Raw genomic sequence first — 19922 nt, 5'->3', positions numbered from 1 at the left:
AAGCAATATATTTTTGATATTATCATTTTGGCAGGTCTCCTGACTTTCGCTTTTCTATACCTTCCCGTTTACACAGTGGTTTGTTATAGAATATGATAGTTGCGATTTACAGTTGCGGGGACAGTTTGGGTTTTCCACCCAATTCCCTATTATTTTCAATAGCTTGAAAACCAAAATTTTTGCAAAGATAAGTTTTTAAAAAGAAACGCCAATTTTATCTATTAAAATGTGTTTTTTTAAATCAGAAATCACGAAATATTCTGTTATTAAATGATATTGATAAGCAAATTTAAACTTTCATGATTTTACTCTTAGTGATTATAAAAACGTAGCATCAAAATAGAAAGGTAGTAGATCTTTAATGGAATGAACTTTTACAATCTCATCATTCATGCTTGAGAAATAAAGATCAATATTTTCATTTTGCTTTGTTTCGTACTCCATTAAACTTTGTCTGCACGCTCCACATGGAGGGATAGGAGGATTCTTTTCAGAAAATTCTTTAGGTCCGCCCACGATAAAGATCTTTTTGATTTTTTGATCCGGAAAGTTAGCACCAACCCAGAATAAAGTTGTTCTCTCAGCACAAAGTCCTGAAGGAAAGGCTGCATTTTCCTGATTGTTTCCTGAGAAAATTTCACCGTTTTCCAGCAAAATGGAACAGCCAACAAAAAACTCAGAATAAGGGGCATAAGCATTTTCACGAGCTAGTTTCGCTCTTTCGAAAAGTTTTTTTTCTATATCGTTCAGTTCGCTACTATTTTTAAAGTATTCATAGCCGATCTGTATGTCTTTTTTCATATATTGGAGCCTAAAAAGGGGGGATAAAATTAGTTCTTTTTCAGCACGTAGGCAAACCAATTTTATTCCGTCATTTAATATTAAAATCCAAAATAGATAAAGATGTTATATACTCCAATACAGTTTAGAAATGTTGAACTGAAAAACCGTTGGGTAATGTCTCCCATGTGTATGTATTCGTGTGAAAACGGATTAGCAAATGACTTTCATTTTGTCCACTATGGAAGTAGATCCCAAGGAGGAACAGGATTAGTAATGGTTGAAGCATCGGGTGTTGAACCTCGTGGAAGAATTACCAATAAATGTATGGGTATCTGGAATGACGAACAGGCGGCAAAGCTTCAGAAAATTGTAGAATTCATTCATTCAAATTCTGAAAGTAAGATTGGAATCCAGCTGGCGCATGCTGGAAGAAAAGGATCTACCTGGAATAATATTCAGATTCCCATGGAGGAGGGATGGGAAACTCTTGCTCCAAGTCCAATTCCTTATCATCCGACTGAAAGAATTCCACATGTTTTAACTGTTGAAGAAATTAAAGAACAGGTTCAAAATTTTAAGACTGCTGCAAGAAGAGCTGTTAAAGCTGGTTTTGACATCATAGAAATTCATGGGGCACATGGTTATTTGATCCATCAATTTTTATCTCCACTTTCTAATATCAGAACAGATGAATATGGGGGAAGTTTTGAGAACAGAATAAGATTTCTATTAGAAATTGTAGACGCAGTTAATGATGAGTTGAACGAAAATGTAGCACTATTTGTTAGAATCTCAGGAACTGAATATGCTGAAAATGGATGGAGTGTTGATAACAGTGTAGAATTGGCAAGAGTTTTAAAGGATCATAATGTAGATTTAGTAGATGTTTCCAGTGGTGGAAATATCCATGGAGCAAAAATATCTGTTTTTGATGGTTATCAGGTACCTTTCTCTTCACGGGTAAGAAATGAAGCTGTAGTAAAGACAGGAGCAGTAGGTTTGATAACTAAAGTGGAACAAGCCGAAAATATTTTACAAAAAGGAGACGCAGATCTGATCTTTATTGCCAGAGAGATTTTGAGGAATCCATATATTGCCATTCAGGGCTCATTTGAAATGCAGGAAGAATGTTTTTTTCCGCATCAATATCTCAGAGCTAAAATTTCTTCTTAATTTTAGATAATAATAGTAAAAATACCAAAAATGAAAATCGAAGATTTTATGCTGCCTTGTCCAAGTAAGAAATTCTTAGGAATAGAATGCTTTGGTTGTGGTACACAAAGAGCAATAGTTTTGGTTTTTGAGGGAAAATTTTCGGAAGCCTTTCATATGTTTCCTGCAGTATATACCTTACTGCTTTTTTTATGTACTGTGGGGTTGAATTTTATTGACAAAAAAAGAAATTACGGTAATGCATTAGTTTTTTTAGCAATTATTAATTCAATTATCATGGTAGTTTCCTATTTTTACAGACATCCTTTACCAATAAATTAAAATTATTAAAATAAAAAACTATGAATCAAAAATTACCAAACGCAACAACAGTATTAGTATTAGGAATCGTTGCGATCTTAGGAAGTTGCTGCTGTAACGGAATTGTTGGAGTAATCTGCGGATTAATCGGAATGAACCTTTATAATAAGGATAATGCTTTATATCAACAAAATCCAAGTTTATATTCAGATTTTGATAATTTGAAAGTAGGAAGAATATTATGTATTATCGGTCTTATTATAGGAATTTTAAGTTTAATATACATGATCTTTGTTCTTTCAACAGTGGGTTGGAGCGGTTATATGGATCAAATTAATCAATTAAAAAACATGGGTAAATAAATATCCAGTTAATGATAACTAAAAAGACTGCAATGAAAATTGTAGTCTTTTTTATTTAAAAAATAATCTCTTGAATGATTGTATAATAAAAGGTAATAAGCACAGCTAAAGAGAATTAAAATAATATTTAATAGTAAAATGGCTTCTCTTTAATTAAAGAGAAGCCATTAAATTTATAATTAAGTTAAATTTTTATTTAACGATAAACTTCAAACTAGAGTTATCTAATTTTAGAATGTAAATTCCCTGTTCAAGACTTTTAATTTTAATTGAGTTTCTGCTGTTTTTAAAAGGGCTGTTAATAGTCTGCATTACTTTCCCTTGTAAATTATAGATCTCCGCTACTTTAATATTTTGAGTCTCACCTTTAACGAAGATTTCCTGATTTGAAATTGGGTTAGGGTAGATTTGTAAATCTCTGGATTCTATCTGTAAGTCGGAAGCAGTGCTCTTGCTTTGCTTTCCTGCTCCAGAGTAACAAGTCCAGTTTAGGTTGTCAAGAGCCACCCTGTTACTTGTTGAGTTATTTTCTAATGTCACAATCACATTACCGGAAACATTGATATTGTTAATAGTGGTAGTTGCAGTTGTTGCGCTATAAGGAATTGTTCCTACCTGCGTTCCATTGACAAGAACATTGAATGTTCCGTTACTTCCACTGAATTTTAATTGAGTTGTCACTGTTAATGATCCAATACCGTTAGTTGAGCTGCTTGATTTTAAAGAACCATCTCTCACAGTAATTGCTTTGTTAGAAATTGTCTGGTCAGTTCTGGAATCTGTTGCTGTCCAAGTAATTCCACTGTTAGTCCACGTTCTTGTTGAATAACTTGATGAGCTGCCTGTAGGAATTGTTTCAAAAGTTTCATTTACACAATCAGTTGGCGGATTAGTGGTTCCGGATTCTGTTGTTGCAGAAACGGTTGAACTGTTTGAAGAAGTATTTCCAGCTGCATCTTTAGCCACTACATAGAAATTATAGGTGGTAGAAGAACTTAATCCTGAAATATTAGCAGAAGTGGAGCTAACATTGGTTTTTAAGCTTCCATTCATATAAACGTCATAAGAAGAAACTCCTACATTATCTGTTGATGCACTCCATGAAAGAGAAACACTACTGGATGTTTTTCCTGAAACGGTAAGACCTGTAACTGTAGTGGGTGCCTGTGTATCATTTGAAGGCTGCTGAGATCCCCAAATTTGATCTACATAAGCCGGATTATCAATAAAAGGATTTCTATTTCCCTGGTAAGTATAAGTAGCATTGTTTCTGACGATTTCTGTCTGAGAAACAGGATCCTGATTATGCCAGGCTAATAAAACATTAAGCTCCCAGGTTTGTAATCCAGGGAAAGTTGTATTTCCAAGCATGTTACCTGAAGAGAAAGTAGAAAGTTTGCTTTGATAACGTGTTACAAAATAAAAGATCATACGGGCAACATCACCTTTGAATTCATCGATAGGCTCGAAAACTGTTCCACCATATCCTGAAGAAACAGAATTTCCTAGTTTTGAACCGTTTTTAGAGGTGAATGTAGCTGTTCCAACTTTTCCGAAAGGATAATTAGATCTCATTCCATTTACCTTTCCATCAGTTGCTCTGATAAAATTCACATCGGAAACCATTGGTGAAGCTTCATTAAATAAACTTTGTGGAACAATATGCTCACGGTTGTAGCAATTTCCTTCTACTGAATAAGTACCACATTGGTTAGTAACTACCGTATAGTTATAAGGATCCGCAGCAGTAGGCTTTTCAGAATAGATATCCATAATAGAACCATCATTTTCGTAGGTTTTATCAATATCAGTTGTTTTATAAGCCGTCCATAATCCGCCATATCCTTTGTCCTGATGTCCATTTGTTATGATGGTGCTTAGTGCCGTTTTTAAAGAAGCACCGGTAAGTCCATTTGCAGAAGAATAATAACCCGACGGAGCCTGGGCATTAGCAACACCTGCAAAAGCAAGAAATAAGATAATTTTTTTCATATTAATAAAATTTAGGGTGTAAGATTACTACAATTTTACGAAAAGATAAATTACATTATTGTTAATTTTGAATGCTATGCATTAGATGCTATATTTAGCTGTATTCGTGAGATTTCCTGAATCTTTTCCACGTTTTTGAGCACAAAAAAGCCAATACAGGGCTGTATTGGCTTTATATATAATTTTGATCTAAATAAATTTTATTTTCTCTGTGGAGGATAATTTTTCATTATTTCCGCCATGATTTCTGGAATTTGTCTTTGTTTTGATTTTGGAGAATCTACAGAAATTCCGCTACCGATTCCCTGCCAAACAAGTTTATTGGTTTTTGTGTCAATAAGATCAACAATTAGAGCCCCCTCGTTGTAGTTGCTCGTCCATGTTCTGCTCATTCCAATTCCCCAACCGAAAGAACCACCCCATCCCCACATTCCGTAAGGAGAAGTACTGTTAATATCTGTTATTTTTTTGTGATTGGCTTTTACATTGACAATTAAATCTGGATTTTCTCCTGATGAAAGACCTTTAGTTTGTAATTGTCTCGATAGTTCATTCAGAACTCTATCTTTATCAATATCATTCAATTTCAAGTCATCAATTCTTATTTTATAAGTTTTGTAAGATGTGAAATTTGCTGTTTCGGCGTAGTCAGAACGTACCTGAAATGGGCTACAAGAAGTTAATCCTAAAGTAGCCGCGGCTAACAAAATAAAAATATATTTTTTCATTTTATTTATTTTTTTTATCGTTTTTAATGAATGTATCGGTCTTTTTATCGTATCCGTAAGGACAGTGTCTACAGCCACTCTTACAACAATATCCTCGTTTCAGATGAAACTTTTCTGTAAAAACTTTGTACCCTTGTTCATTGTAGTAAAAGTCTTCATGTTCTTTGATGTCAAAATGAGCCATAAGTTAAATCTTGATCAAAAACTTTTATATTTGTTACTATGATAATTGTGTGCCAAAAACCATTAAAAAAATTAAAAATTAATGGCATTGCTCTCTTTCCCTTTATCTTCGTAAAGAAACCCGAAGATAAGGAAAATAATGTATTGATCAATCACGAGAAAATTCATTTAAGACAACAATTAGAACTACTGATATTTTTCTTCTATATTTTCTATGTTATAGAATATTATTATCACCTTTTCAAGCTTAAAGATCCTTATCTGGCTTATAAGAATATTTCGTTTGAAAGAGAAGCCTATGCGATGGAAAGTGATCTCAACTATCTGAAAAAAAGAAAATTATGGAGCTTTTGGAAATACTTATAATAAGGGGTCTGAGTTTGGTTTAAGTCAAAACCATCAGAACACTTGTTAATGCTAAAAACACTAATTTTGTTAAAACAGTATCATTTAAATTAAAATGCTATTAAAAGTCCCAACCGAAAAAATTCCCATTCAGGAAATTTTCATCGATAAAAAGGTTAAACTTTTCATTAAAAGAGAAGATCTTGTTCATCCTTTGATCTCGGGAAATAAGTACTGGAAACTTTTTCATAATGTTAATAATTATTTAGGAATCCATATTGAAGATCCATTGATCATCACTTTTGGTGGCGCTTTTTCTAATCATATTTCTGCTGTTTCTGCAGTAGGAAAATTATTGGGAGTTCGTACAATTGGAATTATAAGAGGTGAGGAACTTAAAGATAAATGGCGGGATAACCCTACATTGGTTTTTGCTTTTAGAAACGGGATGAACCTAAAATTTGTTTCCCGTGAAGAATATCGCAATAAAGAAAAATTATCAGAATTTTTACAACAGGAATTTCCCGGAGCTTTAATTGTTCCGGAAGGGGGAACCAATGAGGATGCTGTTCAAGGTGTAAAAATGATGCTTAATAATGAAACAAAAGAATTTGATTATCTTTGCACGGCAGTTGGGACGGGAGGAACAATTGCTGGTATTTCGAAATTTTGTGAAGGGAATCAGAAAGTTATAGGTTTTAAAGTAGTTGATGATTCTTCATTACAGGAAACGATCTATCAATTAACCTTAAAGAAAAATTTTAATCTAATAGATTCTAGTTTTGGAGGTTATGGTAAAATAAAGGATGAAAACATTCGTTTTATGAATGATTTTAAAGAGAAATATGATATTCCTCTTGAACCGATTTATACAGGAAAAATGATGCAAAAAGTTTTTGAACTGATTGATGAAGGTTATTTTCCTGAAGATAGCAAGATTTTATGCTTTCATACCGGAGGTTTACAAGGGATTGAAGGTGCTAATTTGCTTTTAGAAAAACAGAATAGAAAATTAATTATATAAAGTAAAAATTGAAAAACATGAAAAGACTTTTCTTGCTAATAAGCCTTTTAGTTTTGTCAAAATTCTCAGCTCAGACTTGGGCTACTGAAGACCAATATATTCAAAAATTTGCTCAATATGCAGTAGAAGAAATGGAGAAATATAAAATTCCCGCTTCTATTACTCTTGCTCAGGGACTTTTGGAGACAGGAGGGGGGCAAAGCAGGTTGGCTCAGGAAGGGAAAAATCACTTTGGGATAAAATGTAAAGAAGACTGGACCGGTAAAACGATGAAACATACTGACGATGCACCTAATGAGTGCTTCCGTGTATATGATGATCCCAGACAGTCCTACGAAGATCATTCGATATTTTTATCAACAAGAAAGTATTACACCAATTTGTTCAATCTGGATATGAAAGATTACAAAGCTTGGGCGTATGGTTTAAAAAAGGCTGGATATGCCACTAACCCTCGTTATGCTTCTATTCTGATTGGTAAAATTGAAAGATATAAACTTTATGAGTTTGATAATACCAATTCTAGAGAGGTTCTTTATGCCGTATTAAGCATGTATCCGGATCTAAAAGATGACAGAGCTTTTATGGCAAAGCTGGAGCCTTCAAAAGTTACAAAAAAAGACCCTGTTACAGTGAGTGTACCATATAAGCAGACTTCTTATGCACAGCAACAGAAAAGGGTAGAAAGAATTAAAACAAAAGCTGAAATTCTCAATTCTATTTTAATAAAAAGTCATCCGAATGATGGTTTAAAATACATTGTTATTCCTGAAGATACCGACGTGAAATACATTGCCAATAAATTCAAAGTAAGCGAAGGCAGGTTGATCAAATGGAATGAATTGGAAGGTACCACTCTTAAGAAAAACGAAATTGTATTTCTTGAATCAAAAAATTCAGCTGGAAATACAGCAATTTACAAAGCTGAATCAGGTGAAGATATGCATGATATTGCACAGAAATTCGGAATTAAGCTACATAAACTATACGCAAAAAACAGAATGGATGAAGGTCAGCAACCTTCTGCAGGCCAGTTAATTTACCTGATAGATAAGAAGCCTAGAAATTAATACCCAGTCAAACCATGAAAATGCTCAATATGGATATTAAATATCTATGGATATTTTTATTATTCATATCCTGTACTATGTTTTCGCAGGAACTGGACTATATTCCATACCGAAGAGGAAAAGTCTGGGGATTATGTGATGCAAATAGACGCGTAATGGTTCAGCCACAATATTACAGTATTAGTTTTTATGATCATTCTGTTGGTGGATTTCACGCTGAACAAAATGGTAAATTTGGTATTATTGATAAAAACTCTATCCAGATAATGCGTTTTATTTCAGAAGGCATGCCTATAAGTATAAGTGGTGATACATATATTGTTTTTGATGGATTTGACTTATACAGGTATTCTATTAAATCTAAAATGAGACTGGATAGATTTGTTACTGTTTCAAATACTGTATTGAATGACTCGGGATGGTCTTCTTCTAAGACCTACGAGGGGAAAATGATAAGAGAGAGTTTAGATGAGGAAGATTGGAAGATGCTCAAGCCTTTCGATAATGATCAATACAGTTTTAATTTTAGAATAAATTATCTTGAAATAGTTTCAAATAATAGATCTATAGGGATTTATATTCCTAAACTCAAGAAAATATTTTTAGATACTCCTAATATTACACATGTTGGAGTACAAATTTATAATGGAAAATTTTATGTTGTAACAACAGATTCGAATGGCTGGTTATTTGGTTTGATGGATGAGAACTCTAATGAACTTTATCCAATCAAGTACTTGTCAATTGCTTTAATAGATGGTAGTGGCATTATTATTCTTTCTGAGCCTGATCCAAACAATCAGAATAATCGAATTTTTAAAACAATTCTTCCAGATAATCGAATTTTAGATGGAGAATTTTATCCAGATAGTAAGATTCTAAAAAATGGCTACCCATTTCAGCTATACTTTAAAATGGTTGATGGACAAAAAAATTATGCAGGAGAAGATGGAACCCTTTATTTCGAGGGTTAAATAATAAAAAATAAAAAAATGAAGTATCAAAGAAGTTCGGCTTTATTTGAAGAAGCCTATAAATACATTCCGGGAGGGGTGAATTCCCCTGTTCGGGCATTCAAATCAGTGGGGGGAGTTCCTGTGTTCATGAAATCGGCAAAAGGAGCTTACCTTACGGATGCGGATGATCATACCTACATTGATTATATTAATTCTTGGGGTCCTGCAATTTTGGGACATACTCACCCTGAAGTTTTGGAAGAATTAAAAATTCAGGCGGAAAAAGGGTTCTCTTTTGGTGCTCCTACAGAGCTGGAAACTGAAATTGCAAAATTTATTGTAGAGAACGTTCCAAATATTGATCAGATCAGAATGGTTTCTTCGGGTACTGAAGCTTGTATGAGTGCTGTAAGATTGGCGAGAGGTTTTACAGGAAGAGATAAGATTGTGAAGTTTGAAGGATGTTATCATGGTCATTCAGATTCATTTTTGATCAAAGCAGGAAGTGGCGCCGCTACTTTTGGAAATCCAAATTCTCCGGGTGTAACAGCTGGAACTGCAAAAGATACTTTATTAGCAAGATATAATGATTTTGAACAGGTAGAAGACTTATTCCGTCATAATCAGGGAGAAATTGCCGCTGTAATTATTGAGCCGGTTGCCGGAAATATGGGATGTGTTCTCCCGGAAAATAATTTCTTACAAAACTTAAGAAAGATCTGTGATGAGAATGGAGCTTTATTAATTTTTGATGAGGTCATGACAGGATTCAGATTAGCTTTTGGAGGTGCTCAGGAACTTTTCAATGTGAAAGCAGATTTAGTAACGTACGGAAAAGTGATCGGTGGAGGTCTTCCGGTAGGAGCTTTTGCTGGAAGAAGCGAAATCATGGATCATCTGGCTCCGAAAGGGGGAGTATATCAGGCTGGAACATTAAGTGGAAATCCTTTGGCTATGAGAGCGGGTTTAAAAACACTTCAGTTGATTAAAAATGATCAGAATTTCTTCGAAGGACTTAATAAAACAACGGAAACCTTAGATTTTGAAATTGGAAAAATTTTAAATGAAAAAGGGATCGCGCATAAGATTAATAGAAAAGGTTCTATGATGTCGGTTTTCTTTCATATCAATAGGGTATCGAATTTTGATGAAGCGCAGGAAGCGAATCATTCCTTGTTCAATAATTTTTTCCATCAAATGCTAACCAATGGAATATATCTTCCACCAAGTGGTTATGAGACATACTTTATCAGTGATGCCATTAAAGATAAAGAAATTGATATGACATTGGAAGCAGTAAGAAAATTTGAATATTCCAATAAATAAATCAAAAAATAAGACCGGATTGTAAACCCGGTCTTATTTTTTGATTTAAACACTGTGTATTTTCTTTTTAAACTTTGCTTAACCTAAATTCACGTTAATTCAAAAAAAATATTCCTGGTCAGATTATATTGAAAAGCCTTATTATGAAGGGATTTTTATTGTTTGATTTTTTGCATGAGCAAGACAGGGCAATCCAAGATTTGGAGAAGTGGGTGAAATCTGGGAGTATAATCGTTCAAGAAGATATTATTGATGGTTTGAAAAGCTTCCGGAAGCTTTGGTCGGTGTATTGAATGGAGAAAACGTTGGTAAAAGGATAGTGAAGGTTGCAAATCGTAATGGGTAAAAACTTAAACTTATTAATTCTGATTAATAGAATCTGGAATCTGAAATTTCTTTAATTGTTACTAATGGTAATAAGAGAAAAATAGATAGGAATATCAAAACCGTTTGTTTTAAATATAGATTTTGATATTTGAACTTTAAAGAAAATTTTTAATGTTGCTTAATTAATGACTATTGTTTTTTTCCTTAGAAGTTAGCAAATCGAAAATTTGAAGAAACAGTTTAGTACACGATTAAACCAATTAATATTCTAAAGCATAAATCATACAGAAACTGTTATAAACTATACTCGTTCTTTAGATGCGGTGTTCTTAACTTTGTAATAAATCGACTCGGAATGAACATTTCAAATAATATATCCCGCAAAGACTTTATTAAAAGTTCTGCTCTGGCAATGGCAGGATTAACTTTAATTTCAGGTACTATGAGTGCTACAAATTTATTTTCAGAAAACATCTCTCCTTTAGCAAAAGGGAAGCTTAGCCTTAAAAATGTACGTTTGGAAACCGGTTTTGAATATGAAGAAGGGGAGGTGATCTCAACGAAAACTGATTTGTTCTGCGTTGAAATAGAAAACGGAAAGATAATAGCAATAGCTCCGAATCAACCTAATAGTAAAGCAATTGATGCCAAAGGCTTTTTGATGCTTCCTGCATTTAAGGATATGCATATTCACTTGGATAAGACTTTTTATGGTGACCAATGGCAGGCGGTAAGAAAAAGAACAGGTGGTGTAAAGGGGATGATCGCGTTGGAGCAGAAAATACTTCCGGAAATGTTGAAAAATTCAACTTTTAAAGCTGAAAAAATGATAGAATTGCTGCAATCTAAGGGTGCTTCCTTTGCACGAAGCCATGTTAACGTTGAGCCGACTTCAAAACTGGATTCATTAAAAAATCTTGAAAAGGCTTTAGTAAATAAAAAGAGAACTTTTGGAGCAGAATTAGTTGCCTTTCCTCAACATGGAGTTTTTTATACCGATTCAGTACCTTATCTTAAAGAGGCGGCTTCTATGGATATCGACTACATCGGTGGCCTAGATCCATATACGATTGATGGGGCGATTGAAAAAACAATTGATTTTACAGTCCAGTTGGCATTGGACCATAAAAAAGGAATTGACATTCATTTGCATGAATCAGGAGAATCAGGATTAAAAACCGTAGAGTATTTAATTGATAAAGTCAATGAAAATTCCAGTCTTAAGGGGAAAACCTACTTAAGTCATTGTTTTGTATTGGGAAAATTGGATAAACCAAAACAAGAGGAAGTTGCTGAAAAATTGGCGAATGCTCAAATAGGAATTGTTTCTACTATTCCTTTCGGAAGTCTTATTATGCCAATTCCCACTCTGTATAAGCATAATGTAACGGTTTTAACAGGTAATGACAGTATTGTTGATCATTGGAATACTTTCGGAACTGGAAGTGTTTTGCAGAAAGCGAATCTGATGGCGCAATTGTATGGATATTCAACAGAGTTTTTATTATCAAGAAGTTTGAAACTGGCGACGGGAAATATTCTTCCTTTAGATGATAAAGGAAATCAGCAATGGCCTAAAAAAGGGGATGATGCTAATTTGGTATTTCTTAACGCCAGCTGTTCCGCAGAGGCTGTTTCAAGGATTTCACATGTAGAATCTCTAATTCATCAGGGAAATGTAGTCTTTTAGTAAAGTCTGTTATTCACTCTCATAAAATTTACTTATTTTAGAAAGTAAATTAAGAGTAGAATGAGTCACGGATCAGATTATTTTCCTGTTTTAGGTATTCATGAATTTAGTGAAGATCAGTCGAAGGGTTGTAATCTGGTGTTTAATGAGCTTCATGGGGAAAGATCAATTGATAAACCTCATAAGCATGATTTTTTTATCATTAATCTTTTTGAACAGGGCAGAGGCTTTCATACGATTGATTTTAAAGAATATAAAGTTGAAAACAATCAGGTTCACCTGGTTTTTCCAGGCCAGGTTCATCATTGGATCATAGAGAAAGAAACAATAGGATATCAGTTAATGATAAGTCGTGAATGGTTTGAAAGTTTCTTACCTGCCTTAAGGTTTTCTGCTTCTTACTACCACAATCATCCTGTTATTACTATTTCAAAGGAAATATATCAATTGCTTTTGTATGAGTTTAAAGGCATTCAGAGTATTTTAAATGAAAAAGTGGCATTCTGGGAATTGATACAAAAAAGAAGTGAAGTGATCGGATTGCTCATAAGTAAATCCGTTGAAGGGACTTTTAATGATTTTGAAATCTTTAATTCAAATCCCATTATCTCCAAATTTTTACATTTAATCGATAAACATTTTAAAGAAGAGCGTTCTGTTTCTTTTTATGCTGAAAAGTTGAGTATTTCGGCAAATTATTTAAATATTGTCTGCAAGAAAAACTTGAATGCTTCAGCTTCTTCTCTTATCCAGGATCGGATCTTACTTGAAGCAAAAAGGCTACTGAAGGTTTCAGAAATGTCGGTAAAAGATATTGTCTATGATCTTGGTTTCTATGATCACGCCAGTTTTTCCAAATTTTTTAAAGCCCAGACAGGAATGACTCCCTCTCAATTTAAAGAATAATAATTGATACAAATATTGATATAATTGGTACACCTGGTTTAGATATGACGGATGTAACTTTGTGGTGTAAAATCATGAGTATGAAGTCAGAATATCACTCTATCGGTACAGGAAGTTATACATTAAAAAATGTACGTCTGGAAACAGGCTTTGAATATGATGATAAAGAGGTTGTCAGAACAAAAACAGCTCTCTTTTGTATTGAAATTGAAGCCGGAAGAATAAAGGCTGTCAGACCTAATGATGTACATTCAAAGGGGATTGATGCAAAAGAGTTTTTGATGCTTCCTGCATTCAAAGACATGCACGTGCATTTAGATAAGACTTTATATGGACTGCCCTGGCAAGCGCTTTCACCGAAAAGAAAAACGGTAAAAGACATGATTACTTATGAGCAGGAGATTATCCCTGAACTTTTAAAGACCTCTGTTGAACGTGCAGAACAATTGATTTCTTTGCTACAAGGTTATGGGACAAGTTTTGCAAGAACCCATTTCAATATTGATCCTACTTCTGGATTAAAGTCTTTAGAAAATTTAGAAAAAGCTTTAGAGCATAAAAAAGATTTCTTCAAAGCTGAATTGGTTGCTTTTCCACAACATGGATTGTATTATACGGATTCGGCTCCTCTGATGAAAGAAGCCGCAGCATTAAAAACTGTTGATTTTATTGGAGGCTTAGACCCATATAGTATCGATGGAAGTATTGAAAAGGTGATTGATTTTACCGTTCAATTGGCTTTGGATAATCAAAAAGGAATTGATATTCATTTACACGAAGTTGGCGAGCCAGGAATGAAAACAATCAATTATCTCATTGATAAGGTGATTGAGAATCCACAACTTAAAAGAAAGACTTTTGTCAGCCATGCTTTTGCTCTAGGGCATCTTTCATTAAAGGAAACAGAACACATTGCAGAAAGATTGGCAATGGCTGAAGTTGGAATAGCTTCTTCCGTTCCATTCAGGGGAACAATTATGCCAATTCCAACATTGAAAAAATATGGAGTCAATGTTTTAATAGGTAATGACAACGTACAGGATTACTGGAGTACTTTTGGATCAGGGAATATGCTGCAGAAAGCCAATTTAATTGCTGAGCTCTATGGTTATGAAACAGAATTAGAGCTTTCACGTACTTTAGAGTTTGCTACCCAAAATATTCTCCCATTAGATGAAAAAGGAACTCAACAGTGGCCTAAAGGAGATGATGAAGCTAACGTTGTCTTCGTAGATGCAAGCTGCTCTGCAGAAGCTGTTGCGAGAATATCTGAAGTAAAAGGATTTATGGCTCAGGGAAATTTACTCTGGAAAGAGGATTAATATATTTTTTAATACTTGTTTTTGTAATCAAGCACCTTTGGGAATTAATTTCTGAAGGTGTTTTCTATTTTATGTTGAATGAAATTTGGTTAATATAATTTTAATATTAATTTTACGTAATAAAATGCGTTTATTATTTAAGAATAAAATAAATTCGTACAGTTATTTCAGAGCAGTGATGCTGTGGAAAATATTAAACACTATCGCACAAAAATTTTTTATGAAAAACTATTGTTTCACCTTCCAAAATTTTGGAGAGGCTAATAAATAATTATATATCATGAACTATTTAGAAGTAGATTACAAACAAATTCTTTTCTTTTATGCTTTTTTGAGACAGGTGGATTTGTCACTGGATAGAAGCAGATGGACCTCTTTAAAAGAACTTCAGGATTACTATCAGGATAGAATATCCCCTGAACAGATGATTAGCTATCTAAAGATAAAGCTTAATGTTCCTGATGGGAATTTTAATCATTCAACTGCACAGGCTGAGAACAGTAAAAGTAAGTTTAAATTATTTTCCAAAAAAGCGCTTCTTTCTGAGGAAGAGATGGTTAACCTTTATCAGCTGCTGTCATTATTTGATGAATGCCTTAAATCTGGTCAAGAACAGTATACCATAGAAACAGAGGGTCTAAGAGTGGATATAGCAAGATTCTACTCATTACTATTAGAACCAAAAATTGCTAAAAGCGACTTAAAGAAAGTAATTACCATAGAACATTACGGACAAAACAGATTGCTAAAAGCAAAGGAATTAAAAAATGTGATTCCTAAGGATTTTCTTACGACTTAATTTATACGATAAAATATGACGAAACTATATTAATAAAAAAGCAAAGATCATCCAAAATAGAAAGGTATTGAATATTATTCAATACCTTTTGTGTGATAAAAATATACGAGATTATTCTGGTGGAAGAAAAAATAATTTACTTACCCAAACTACAATACAACTGTTGTTTTCTTGGTGATAGCTGGAAGGTTGTTTATAAAGAAAAGGTACAGAATATTAGTGTTAATTCATTTTATGGCTATCCATTCTATATAGTATTTGAAAATATAGAAGCGGTAAGTGAGCAATTGAGAATACTAACTAAGAAATATGATGTTTTACTTTCAGATATTTTTCCTATAGAATTAATATTAAAAGATATGGTGGAGAATAAGCAAAGTTATTGGTTAAATCTATGTGTTGATTTTATTCTTGAAATGAATTATTTAAATGAAAATATTGCGAAAATTTTAACTGAAACTAAGAATAACAGAAACTTTACTCAAGCACTTATACATAAAATAAGGAGAATCATACTTCTTAATAAGTATGAATATTAATAAAAGAAAAAGCCATCAGAAAATTATTTTCTGATGGCTTCTTTCAATTTGATATGAGAAACTAATTACTTAATTATTGTAATCCAGCTAGAAGGTTAACACCATCCACAGTAGCCCAAGCTCCTGCAACTAAAGATACTTTTGTAACCGTTGTTGCATTAGTGAAAGTCTTACCACCGTTTGGAGTATATGCATATCCCCAAACTCCAGCATTATCAGAGTTTAAGTAAGTAAGAGGATTAACTACTATTTTACCTGTATTTACCTGACTAGTTTCAGTAGCAGCATCTTGGATAAGAACTGAATATCCTTTTTGATTTCCGATGTTTTTATAACCACTGATATAAACATTAGAGAAAATACCTGTTCCTTGTTTTTTAAATTGAATAGCTGAAATTTCTGGTGAATTAGCTGTTTCCGGATTTGTGTTATTAGCTCTAATAAGTGTGATATTCGAAATCTTTGGTGCTGTATTGTCTACATTTCCAGATGATTCGATTTCCATCCCAAAATTACCAACACCTGTCTGGAAGGCATACCAATTTGTATTGTTTTGTCCACTCCAAGCATCCTGCCAGTCAAATGAGTCATCATAGTTACCATATGATACAATATTTTTAGCGCTCACGGTTCCTCCGAAAAATTCATATCCATCATCAGTCCCTTTGTAAGTAACTAGATTTTCTAGTGTAGTACCTGCTCCAACTGCATAGAATGTCATGGAATTCGTTTCAGATGTTCCATCACCAATTTTTTTACCAGCATACTCTACTCTTACAAACTTCAAAGTTCCAGAGTTTGAATTAGCATCATTTCCACCATAATACACTGCATTCCCATCTTCTGAAAGTGCACTTGATGTACCATTTATAGCTTTAATAGGTGCTGTTCCATACAAGGTAATTCCTCCCCAGTCTCCTGGTGTTTTTGTAGTAGTAGTAAATACAATTGGTTCAGCAGCAGTTCCTACAGCGTTAATTTTACCATCTTGAAGAACAACTAAACTGCTGTTCGTAGATGTGTCAACCGTGAAGTTAGCTCCTGCTTCAATAGTCAAAGTTGCTCCACCTGTCACTTTTACAATACCTTTTAAAGTATAATTTCCTTTTTTAAATACAGTATCTTTATTGATTGTACCTGTAAGTACTGTTGTATCAGGGTTAGGAGTAACTATTTCGTCTCCTAATCCGTCATTTACATCGATAGTACATGAGTTTAGGGCCGCTGCTAATATAAATGTTAGCGATAATAATGATAAAAATCTTCTTTTCATTTTATATATGATTTATTATTTATTAAAAATTTGTTAGAAAGTATAACCTACAGTAAGGTTAAAGTTTACTCCTCGGAAGTAGTCTGTATAAGTATTAATACCATTTGTATCTACATTATAATAACTTTTATCTCCTAAGAGTATTCTGTATCTGTTATTGAATATATTTTGAACTCCAGCTTTCACATTCCAGTTCTTTGTGATTTGCTCCTGATAAATAAAATCTAACTGATGAAATGGCTTTTCGTAAAAGTTGTCTGAGCCGGAAGTTCCAACTGCATATATTTTAGAACCTGAAACATTGTATACCAGTGAGAATGTTCTGCTAAGATTGTTCTTAGTTTTCATTTCATATTTCAAATCTGCATTAATCGTGTAAGGTGAAGCACCTTGAAGACCTCTTTTTCTTAGACCTCCTTTATAAAATTCTGGATTGGGTTGCTCAAGTTTTAATTGATCTTCGCTTCTTTCAACATCAGTGTACATAAATGTTGCATTGGCGCCCAAAGTAAATTTATCTAATGATTCAGAGATTCTTCCCAGGCTAATGATTCCCTCTAGCTCAACTCCTGCAAGGTCTGCTTTTTTAGCATTATAAAAAGTAACGGTTACACCATTTGCATCTCCTGAAGAAACAAATGATCTTTCAATAGCATTGTTAATTCTTTTTGCAAATAAATTAACGGCAAACATTTCCTTCGTAGTTGGGAAATATTCCCATTTCAAATCAAAATTGTAATTATTGCTGTTTTCGATATTTGGATTACCTCTAATGGTTTCATTATCTGGGTTGATATAATCAATATCCATTGTTTCAATAAGAACAGGTCTCGTGACTGTTTTACTGAAAGCGAATCTTAAGTTATTTTTATTATTAAGTGCTTTTTTGATGGAAATTGAAGGAAGGAATAAGTCTCTTATTTTTTCCTTATTTTCTTTATTAGGTGCACCTTGTTGTGAAAAACGTATTAAGGTCATATCATTTTCATAACGAGCCCCTAGTAAGAAATCCCACGTTTCGGATGGTTTATAATTAAAATTAATATATCCTGCATTTACAAATTGATACATGCTCGTAAAGAACTTAGATCCATCAGATTCTTCTTGGAAATAAAATAAATTATTAGCTAAGTCTTGATTGAATTTGTCTTGAGGTTTGTTTTTATCAATTAAAAAAGTTTGTCCAGCAGTTCCATTAGGTTTTCCGAAAAGGAAGCGATATGACGTTTTTCTTAAATCAGCGAAACCATTATATCCAATGGATAATTGCATCGGATAATCTTTTTTATCTCCTTTCTCTCCTAAGAAAACTGAATACTCTCCATATGCTGAACCATAGAACCTTGAATTTACATCAAGATACTGACGAATAATATTATTTCCACCATAAGCCAAAAGTAATTGGTCATCTGATAAATTATTTCCGTTTGCGTCTTGACGGCTTCCTTCTAATATTTTTCTGTCTGGCTGTTGGTAGTTGTTGATTACATAACTTCCTCCAGCTTTAAATTGATGTCTGTCCCCTAATTTTTGAGAGGCTGTTAATTGAATATTTAGAAATCTTGATAAATCCTGTTGGTTAGTACGGAAAAATCCAACATCTCTATTTTGAACTTGATTGTTTTTGTATCCATAGTAATCTTCAATAATATTATTTACGTTTTGAAGATACATAGCGTTTAAATTGATCGCTGTTCCTTTATTTTTATATCCAAAACCTAAGAGAGCAGAAGATTCTAATTCATAATTGTACTGCTTTCTTTGAAGGTCATTATTAAGATTGATTATTCCTCCAAAATCTTTAAACTGATTTTTTGCACCTTCTTTATAAGAATATTCGGAACTTTGATTTAATGAGAATAATATACCTAAGCTCCCCGTTTCACCAGCCTTCATTTTTTGTACTGTTGTAAAACCAATACTCGTATTTGGTAGAGATTTTACATTATCCACATTCCAATTATCTTTAAACTGGGATAATGATTCAGCTGCTGAAAATCTGTAGTTGTTTGGACGAGCATTTCTAATTGCTGAAGGTAATTTTTTGTCGTTCGAGTTAAGTCCTAAATAACCGTCGAAACCATCTGCTCCTTCTGAAATTTTGAAACCATCCTTGAATGTACTTAATGTATTTACACCAACACTAAATTCAATTTTTGAAAATGACTTATCAATCGTTAAGGTTTCAATATCAAAAGTGGCTCCGGCGAAATCACCATAAAGGTTAGAGTTGAATGTTTTATAGATATTTAATTTACCTACAACATCGGTTGGGAATTGCTTTAATGCAATGATTTTTTGGAAAGGGTTGTTAGAAGGAGATCCCAGTCCGTTTATTAATAGATAGTTGTATCTTTCTTCAAGACCTCTTACGAAAAGTCCTCTTCCTTCAACTGTAGTGATTCCGGTTACTTTCGTAAGACCTTGTTCTACGTTAGAGATTCCTTTTCTGGAAATTTCCTCGGCGCTTACCGCTTGCTTCTGGATAATTGCCTTTTTCTGTTCTCCTAATACAGCAGTTTCAGTTTTTTTATTGCTACTACCCTGGATGACAACACCTTCGATCTTTTTCTCTTTCTTGATGGTATCTTGCCTGGTATCTTGAGCATAAAATGCAGTCGATGAGGCGGTTAAAAATATAACCGCTGTACTAACTTTCTTAAAATTCATTTTATTTTACTATATTCTTTCGCTGCAAAGAAATAAAAGTTAATCGGTCTTAATGGTTTAGTTTAATTTAATTTTTTCTTAACTAAACATTAACAAAACGATATAATTGTTAACTTTATATGAACGATAGATGATTTGTTCATCTGTGGTATAA

19 protein-coding genes and 1 riboswitch are annotated in these 19922 nt (G+C 33.3%); of the genes, 13 read left to right on the top strand and 6 right to left on the bottom strand.

The features are described from left to right. Positions 1-12: 12 nt before the first annotated feature. Positions 13-190: riboswitch (cobalamin riboswitch) on the bottom strand. 128 nt (positions 191-318) lie between these two features. Then, positions 319-801 carry a cytidine deaminase gene (locus J7E44_RS18615; protein ID WP_214832308.1) on the bottom strand — a complete coding sequence of 161 codons (483 nt, stop codon included), beginning with the start codon at positions 799-801 and terminating at the stop codon, positions 319-321. 102 nt (positions 802-903) lie between these two features. Here J7E44_RS18615 and namA point away from each other — a divergent pair, with 102 nt between their 5' ends. The 3 genes from namA to J7E44_RS18600 are packed head-to-tail and all read left to right on the top strand — an operon-like array spanning position 904 to position 2618. Further along, a complete protein-coding gene (gene namA / locus J7E44_RS18610) occupies positions 904-1956 on the top strand; it encodes an NADPH dehydrogenase NamA (protein ID WP_214832306.1) in 1053 nt (350 codons plus the stop codon). Positions 1957-1986: 30 nt separating this feature from the next. Beyond that, positions 1987-2277, top strand: coding sequence for a DUF2752 domain-containing protein (locus J7E44_RS18605; protein ID WP_214832304.1), 291 nt, complete (start codon positions 1987-1989; stop codon positions 2275-2277). A 20-nt stretch (positions 2278-2297) separates the two neighbouring features. Continuing rightward, the gene (locus tag J7E44_RS18600; protein WP_214832301.1) at positions 2298-2618 is read left to right on the top strand and encodes a CCC motif membrane protein; all 321 of its coding nucleotides are present in this window, start codon (positions 2298-2300) and stop codon (positions 2616-2618) included. A gap of 192 nt (positions 2619-2810) precedes the next feature. Here J7E44_RS18600 and J7E44_RS18595 read toward each other — a convergent pair whose 3' ends face one another. From J7E44_RS18595 to J7E44_RS18585, 3 genes are all read right to left on the bottom strand, one after another. Beyond that, entirely contained in the window at positions 2811-4610 is a 1800-nt protein-coding gene (locus J7E44_RS18595; RefSeq protein ID WP_214832299.1) for an endonuclease, read from the bottom strand. A gap of 200 nt (positions 4611-4810) precedes the next feature. Then, the gene (locus tag J7E44_RS18590; protein ID WP_214832291.1) at positions 4811-5338 is read right to left on the bottom strand and encodes a DUF4136 domain-containing protein; all 528 of its coding nucleotides are present in this window, start codon (positions 5336-5338) and stop codon (positions 4811-4813) included. A gap of 1 nt (position 5339) precedes the next feature. Beyond that, positions 5340-5522: a C1orf53 family protein gene (locus J7E44_RS18585; RefSeq protein ID WP_089027353.1), complete on the bottom strand. Its 183-nt coding sequence runs from the start codon at positions 5520-5522 to the stop codon at positions 5340-5342. A 38-nt stretch (positions 5523-5560) separates the two neighbouring features. Here J7E44_RS18585 and J7E44_RS18580 point away from each other — a divergent pair, with 38 nt between their 5' ends. From J7E44_RS18580 to J7E44_RS18535, 10 genes are all read left to right on the top strand, one after another. Beyond that, on the top strand, positions 5561-5887 hold the full coding sequence (locus J7E44_RS18580) for a hypothetical protein (protein WP_214832289.1): 327 nt from the start codon (positions 5561-5563) through the stop codon (positions 5885-5887). A gap of 94 nt (positions 5888-5981) precedes the next feature. Beyond that, positions 5982-6890, top strand: coding sequence for a 1-aminocyclopropane-1-carboxylate deaminase/D-cysteine desulfhydrase (locus tag J7E44_RS18575; RefSeq protein WP_214832287.1), 909 nt, complete (start codon positions 5982-5984; stop codon positions 6888-6890). A 17-nt stretch (positions 6891-6907) separates the two neighbouring features. Further along, positions 6908-7960, top strand: a complete 1053-nt coding sequence (locus J7E44_RS18570; protein WP_214832284.1) for a glucosaminidase domain-containing protein — start codon at positions 6908-6910, stop codon at positions 7958-7960. Positions 7961-7989: 29 nt separating this feature from the next. Then, positions 7990-8934 carry a hypothetical protein gene (locus J7E44_RS18565; protein ID WP_214832280.1) on the top strand — a complete coding sequence of 315 codons (945 nt, stop codon included), beginning with the start codon at positions 7990-7992 and terminating at the stop codon, positions 8932-8934. 18 nt (positions 8935-8952) lie between these two features. Next, entirely contained in the window at positions 8953-10242 is a 1290-nt protein-coding gene (hemL, locus tag J7E44_RS18560; protein ID WP_214832278.1) for a glutamate-1-semialdehyde 2,1-aminomutase, read from the top strand. A gap of 769 nt (positions 10243-11011) precedes the next feature. Next, positions 11012-12259 (top strand): amidohydrolase, encoded by a 1248-nt coding sequence (locus tag J7E44_RS18555; protein WP_502757518.1) that lies wholly within the window; start codon positions 11012-11014, stop codon positions 12257-12259. A gap of 60 nt (positions 12260-12319) precedes the next feature. Next, positions 12320-13165 carry an AraC family transcriptional regulator gene (locus J7E44_RS18550; protein ID WP_214832267.1) on the top strand — a complete coding sequence of 282 codons (846 nt, stop codon included), beginning with the start codon at positions 12320-12322 and terminating at the stop codon, positions 13163-13165. A gap of 80 nt (positions 13166-13245) precedes the next feature. Next, the gene (locus J7E44_RS18545; protein ID WP_214832265.1) at positions 13246-14487 is read left to right on the top strand and encodes an amidohydrolase; all 1242 of its coding nucleotides are present in this window, start codon (positions 13246-13248) and stop codon (positions 14485-14487) included. 280 nt (positions 14488-14767) lie between these two features. Then, positions 14768-15286 carry a hypothetical protein gene (locus J7E44_RS18540; protein ID WP_214832259.1) on the top strand — a complete coding sequence of 173 codons (519 nt, stop codon included), beginning with the start codon at positions 14768-14770 and terminating at the stop codon, positions 15284-15286. A 92-nt stretch (positions 15287-15378) separates the two neighbouring features. After that, a complete protein-coding gene (locus tag J7E44_RS18535; RefSeq protein WP_214832256.1) occupies positions 15379-15825 on the top strand; it encodes a hypothetical protein in 447 nt (148 codons plus the stop codon). Between the two features lie 73 nt (positions 15826-15898). Here J7E44_RS18535 and J7E44_RS18530 read toward each other — a convergent pair whose 3' ends face one another. Both J7E44_RS18530 and J7E44_RS18525 read right to left on the bottom strand, forming a co-directional pair. After that, the gene (locus J7E44_RS18530) at positions 15899-17098 is read right to left on the bottom strand and encodes a beta-helix domain-containing protein (RefSeq protein ID WP_214832254.1); all 1200 of its coding nucleotides are present in this window, start codon (positions 17096-17098) and stop codon (positions 15899-15901) included. Positions 17099-17131: 33 nt separating this feature from the next. Then, positions 17132-19768: a TonB-dependent receptor plug domain-containing protein gene (locus J7E44_RS18525; protein ID WP_214832252.1), complete on the bottom strand. Its 2637-nt coding sequence runs from the start codon at positions 19766-19768 to the stop codon at positions 17132-17134. Positions 19769-19922: the final 154 nt, after the last annotated feature.

This window comes from Chryseobacterium sp. ISL-6 (assembly GCF_018613715.1).
Classification (GTDB): Bacteria; Bacteroidota; Bacteroidia; order Flavobacteriales; family Weeksellaceae; genus Chryseobacterium; species Chryseobacterium paludis.
Note: the sequence above shows the minus strand (reverse complement) of the source record. Positions and strands in the feature narration are given on the sequence as shown.

Bases quoted from the DNA above. Each gene is read 5' to 3' on its own strand.
- namA (WP_214832306.1), top strand. From the start codon at position 904: ATGTTATATACTCCAATACAGTTTAGAAATGTTGAACTGAAAAACCGT.
- J7E44_RS18590 (WP_214832291.1), bottom strand. From the start codon at position 5,338: ATGAAAAAATATATTTTTATTTTGTTAGCCGCGGCTACTTTAGGATTA.
- J7E44_RS18615 (WP_214832308.1), bottom strand. From the start codon at position 801: ATGAAAAAAGACATACAGATCGGCTATGAATACTTTAAAAATAGTAGC.
- hemL (WP_214832278.1), top strand. From the start codon at position 8,953: ATGAAGTATCAAAGAAGTTCGGCTTTATTTGAAGAAGCCTATAAATAC.
- J7E44_RS18525 (WP_214832252.1), bottom strand. From the start codon at position 19,768: ATGAATTTTAAGAAAGTTAGTACAGCGGTTATATTTTTAACCGCCTCA.
- J7E44_RS18540 (WP_214832259.1), top strand. From the start codon at position 14,768: ATGAACTATTTAGAAGTAGATTACAAACAAATTCTTTTCTTTTATGCT.
- J7E44_RS18580 (WP_214832289.1), top strand. From the start codon at position 5,561: ATGATAATTGTGTGCCAAAAACCATTAAAAAAATTAAAAATTAATGGC.
- J7E44_RS18530 (WP_214832254.1), bottom strand. From the start codon at position 17,098: ATGAAAAGAAGATTTTTATCATTATTATCGCTAACATTTATATTAGCA.
- J7E44_RS18565 (WP_214832280.1), top strand. From the start codon at position 7,990: ATGGATATTAAATATCTATGGATATTTTTATTATTCATATCCTGTACT.
- J7E44_RS18550 (WP_214832267.1), top strand. From the start codon at position 12,320: ATGAGTCACGGATCAGATTATTTTCCTGTTTTAGGTATTCATGAATTT.
- J7E44_RS18545 (WP_214832265.1), top strand. From the start codon at position 13,246: ATGAAGTCAGAATATCACTCTATCGGTACAGGAAGTTATACATTAAAA.
- J7E44_RS18555 (WP_502757518.1), top strand. From the start codon at position 11,012: ATGAGTGCTACAAATTTATTTTCAGAAAACATCTCTCCTTTAGCAAAA.
- J7E44_RS18585 (WP_089027353.1), bottom strand. From the start codon at position 5,522: ATGGCTCATTTTGACATCAAAGAACATGAAGACTTTTACTACAATGAA.
- J7E44_RS18600 (WP_214832301.1), top strand. From the start codon at position 2,298: ATGAATCAAAAATTACCAAACGCAACAACAGTATTAGTATTAGGAATC.
- J7E44_RS18575 (WP_214832287.1), top strand. From the start codon at position 5,982: ATGCTATTAAAAGTCCCAACCGAAAAAATTCCCATTCAGGAAATTTTC.
- J7E44_RS18570 (WP_214832284.1), top strand. From the start codon at position 6,908: ATGAAAAGACTTTTCTTGCTAATAAGCCTTTTAGTTTTGTCAAAATTC.
- J7E44_RS18605 (WP_214832304.1), top strand. From the start codon at position 1,987: ATGAAAATCGAAGATTTTATGCTGCCTTGTCCAAGTAAGAAATTCTTA.
- J7E44_RS18595 (WP_214832299.1), bottom strand. From the start codon at position 4,610: ATGAAAAAAATTATCTTATTTCTTGCTTTTGCAGGTGTTGCTAATGCC.